We start from the raw sequence: 3,167 nt of genomic DNA, 5'->3' as shown, positions 1-3,167 counted from the left end.
GCCCATGCTTTCATAACAGTATCTTGGACCAAATCTTCGGCTTTATCGTGCTTGCCACTTAAAGAAACAGCAAAAGCGCGTAAAGCCGGCAACACCAACAGGAGTTCTTGTTTAAAGTTTTTTGTGCACTTTGACATAAAGGATTCAAACCTTTTCCACATTGTTTAAGCTAAATTGCTCTGCGCGCTCCAACCTCTCTAAAAGCTCGAGCAAACACCGTGGTAGTGCTTCTTCCTGAATTTCCATGTAAAATTGGCGTAATTTCCGTGCTATTTCGCTATTGACCCCGAGAAGATCATCTCCAACTGTAAATTGTGTGGTGAGATTTTTTTCATCACGGTCGTTCATTTTTCATCCCCCTAATCCATATAATATCAGTAGCACCGCGAAGAATTTTTTCGCCTTATGGTTGTAAATATAGCTATCGGTAAAAAGTTCCATACAAATCAAGGAACTTTTTTATCAGTTGAGAATTTCAACCAACAAAATGCTTGCAAGGTAAAAGGAGTTATAAATTATGTCATTATCAACGCGCATTGCCCCACATCTTCCCTATCTTCGGCGTTTTGCCCGCTCTGTCACCGGCAGCCAATTTTCTGGGGATGCTTATGTATCAGCGATGCTGGAAGCACTCATTGCCGACATCTCCATTTTTCCCAAAGCCTCCAGTGATCGAATTGGAACCTATTGGCTTTTTTGCCATCTTTTTGACCAAACCACACCGAATATTCCTGAACCCCTGCCCCAATTTGGTCTTGAACAAAAAACCAGTGCCAAATTATCGTATCTCACGCCCCGTGCACGCCAAGCATTTTTGCTCATTGCCGTTGAAGGGTTTCATGAACAAGAAGCCAGTGAAATCATGAATCTGGATACGAAGGAATTCCGCAAGCTTCTCAACCAAGCATCCCTTGATATTTCTCAACAAATTGCCACGCAAGTGATGATTATTGAAGATGAACCTCTTATTGCGCTTGATATTGAGCAAATGGTAGAAAGCTTAGGTCATCATGTTGTAGGAATAGCGCGAACGCGCGATGAAGCTGTCATCATGTATCATAAGAAAAAACCACGGTTGATTTTGGCTGATATTCAATTAGCCGATAACAGTTCAGGTATTGACGCGGTCAACGAGATTTTAAAAAATGACCGTATACCGGTAATTTTCATCACGGCTTTTCCCGAAAGGCTGCTGACCGGCGAGCGTCCAGAACCAACTTTTTTAGTGACCAAACCTTTTAACCCTGATATGGTGAAAGCGCTTATTTCCCAAGCTTTATTTTTTCAAGAGAATGCTTCTAAAGCAGCTTAGAACAGAGTAACATCTTAAAATTATGGTCGTTACACCTCTTTCAAAGCCTCCCATGGAAAGATCTCACATGAGTGCGCTCATGCAAGCGATTCATGGTGCTGATATTTGTGTTCTCTATCAGGCAACAAATCTGGTTTATTTATGGGCTGAAAACTTGCCGCACCATTTGCACCATAAATGGCGGGTTGGGTGTCGTGACAGCGACTTTTTTTCGCTTGACCTTGCAGACAATATGGAAACCATCAAACTGCAAGTTTTAGCCAGTGGCAAAATGCAAACTGTTGAAGCACGTTTTGAAGATATAAGCAAACAAGAGATTTGGTACAAATTTTCTATTGATTGCCACCGCAATGATACCGGAGACATTATCGGTATTATCACCACTGGTGTTAACATTTCCGGCTTACGCCGACGCGAACAAGTGCTTAAAATCCTCCTTCGAGAAGTAAGCCACCGTTCTAAAAATCTTCTCGCGATCATTCAAAGTATTGCCAGCCAAACCGCGCGCTATACTGAATCTCTTCAAGTTTTTCTACGCAAATTTCAAGGTCGTCTTCATTCTCTTTCTCATTCTCAAGATCTGATTACCGATTCTGATTGGCGTGGTGCTCAATTTCGCGAATTAGTCCAAACGCAAGCTTTAGGCTATTTAATGAAAGAAACAGAACGTTTTTCACTTGAAGGCATAGATCCTTACCTCTTTCCCAATGCCGCTTTGCATATTGGTTTGGCTTTCCATGAATTGATTGTCAATTCTCTTTCTTTTGGTGTTTTATCGCAAGAAAAAGGTAGTGTCTGTGTACGCTGTGAAATCGAAACAAAACTGAATGGCAAAACGCAACTTATCATCACTTGGAATGAAAATTTCGAATCCAGCGTCTCTCCCACAAACAATATAAAAGCTTGTTTTGGCAGTGCTGTTCTTGAAAAAATCGTTCCCATTTCTGTCAATGGTTCAGCTTCGCTCACATTAACAGAAGAAGGGATTGTTTATAGCCTCTCTGTTCCTGATACTTATTTTGATATTTTGTCTTAAAGCGCCTTTCAAACAATAAACAAGGGAAGGTTCCCCTCTCCAAAAAAAATTCTAATCCGTTCTATGAAGCACAAAAAGATTGTCCAATCTTTTTAAATCAACCTCTATAGTTCCTCAAACCTTAACGATGAGAACTTAAAGCCGCATAAAGCCCTTTCCTGTTCATCAACCTTTATCGCTCATACAGCTGCTATTTTAAGACAGATATTAAAACGATTAAGAGCAAGCAGTCAGCTTTTATAGACCAGATCAAAGTGCGCATATTGCACATATCTTTTAGCGTAATTTCCATAATGGGTCTATAATTTCATCACGACAACATCTTTTAAATCGCGGCCATTACACATTTTATGCTCTTATTTATCGTGTTCTTTCATGGGGTCATTCTCTTCACTCCCAATAGAGCATCCAAAACAAAAATATAAGACATATATTTGCGTTTCTCATTCACACACTTTTTTAATATTTCCCAGCACGTTCAAGCCCATTTCAAAACAGCCACTGTAAGTGTATAAGCCATTAAGCACGCTCTCCTTACTTCACTTCATGCCCCTCTTTACCTCATGAAAGTACTAGCTGCGCATTATAATACCATTTCCCCCATGTTACAACAAGCTCTTGACATCTGAGAGAATTAATCAAAGGCATTTAGTCCTTTCTTTAAATATTTTTACCCCTCCTTTTTATGACGTGCGAACCAATGATTTTGCTCGATTCAATATAGAACATCCTTGCCTTGGGAACTGCACTTGGGAACTGCACTTGGGAACTGCACTTGGGAACTGCACTTGGGAACTGCACTTGGGAACTGCACTTGGG

Annotated in this window: 4 protein-coding genes; 2 read left to right on the top strand and 2 right to left on the bottom strand. The window is 40.5% G+C overall.

The window, feature by feature from the left end:
• Both ACFIO3_RS10585 and ACFIO3_RS10580 read right to left on the bottom strand, forming a co-directional pair.
• Nucleotides 1-137, bottom strand: a 137-nt coding sequence (locus tag ACFIO3_RS10585) for a sigma factor (RefSeq protein ID WP_375704434.1), incomplete at its 3' end; no start/stop codon positions are given.
• Between the two features lie 7 nt (nucleotides 138-144).
• The gene (locus tag ACFIO3_RS10580; RefSeq protein WP_375608203.1) at nucleotides 145-348 is read right to left on the bottom strand and encodes a NepR family anti-sigma factor; all 204 of its coding nucleotides are present in this window, start codon (nucleotides 346-348) and stop codon (nucleotides 145-147) included.
• A gap of 169 nt (nucleotides 349-517) precedes the next feature.
• On the opposite strand from ACFIO3_RS10580, the gene ACFIO3_RS10575 reads away from it, so the two are divergent.
• The gene (locus ACFIO3_RS10575) at nucleotides 518-1,312 is read left to right on the top strand and encodes a response regulator (RefSeq protein WP_375608202.1); all 795 of its coding nucleotides are present in this window, start codon (nucleotides 518-520) and stop codon (nucleotides 1,310-1,312) included.
• Between the two features lie 22 nt (nucleotides 1,313-1,334).
• The gene (locus tag ACFIO3_RS10570) at nucleotides 1,335-2,348 is read left to right on the top strand and encodes a sensor histidine kinase (protein WP_375608201.1); all 1,014 of its coding nucleotides are present in this window, start codon (nucleotides 1,335-1,337) and stop codon (nucleotides 2,346-2,348) included.
• The last annotated feature ends 819 nt before the right edge of the window (nucleotides 2,349-3,167 follow it).

The organism is Bartonella sp. AD328YNZD (genome assembly GCF_042196425.1).
The sequence above is the reverse complement of the archived record's forward strand: the minus strand, read 5'-3'. Positions and strand labels throughout refer to the sequence as shown.

Excerpts from the sequence above, each read along its gene's own strand:
- ACFIO3_RS10580 (WP_375608203.1), bottom strand. The coding sequence starts at position 348 with ATGAACGACCGTGATGAAAAAAATCTCACCACACAATTTACAGTTGGA.
- ACFIO3_RS10575 (WP_375608202.1), top strand. The coding sequence starts at position 518 with ATGTCATTATCAACGCGCATTGCCCCACATCTTCCCTATCTTCGGCGT.
- ACFIO3_RS10570 (WP_375608201.1), top strand. The coding sequence starts at position 1,335 with ATGGTCGTTACACCTCTTTCAAAGCCTCCCATGGAAAGATCTCACATG.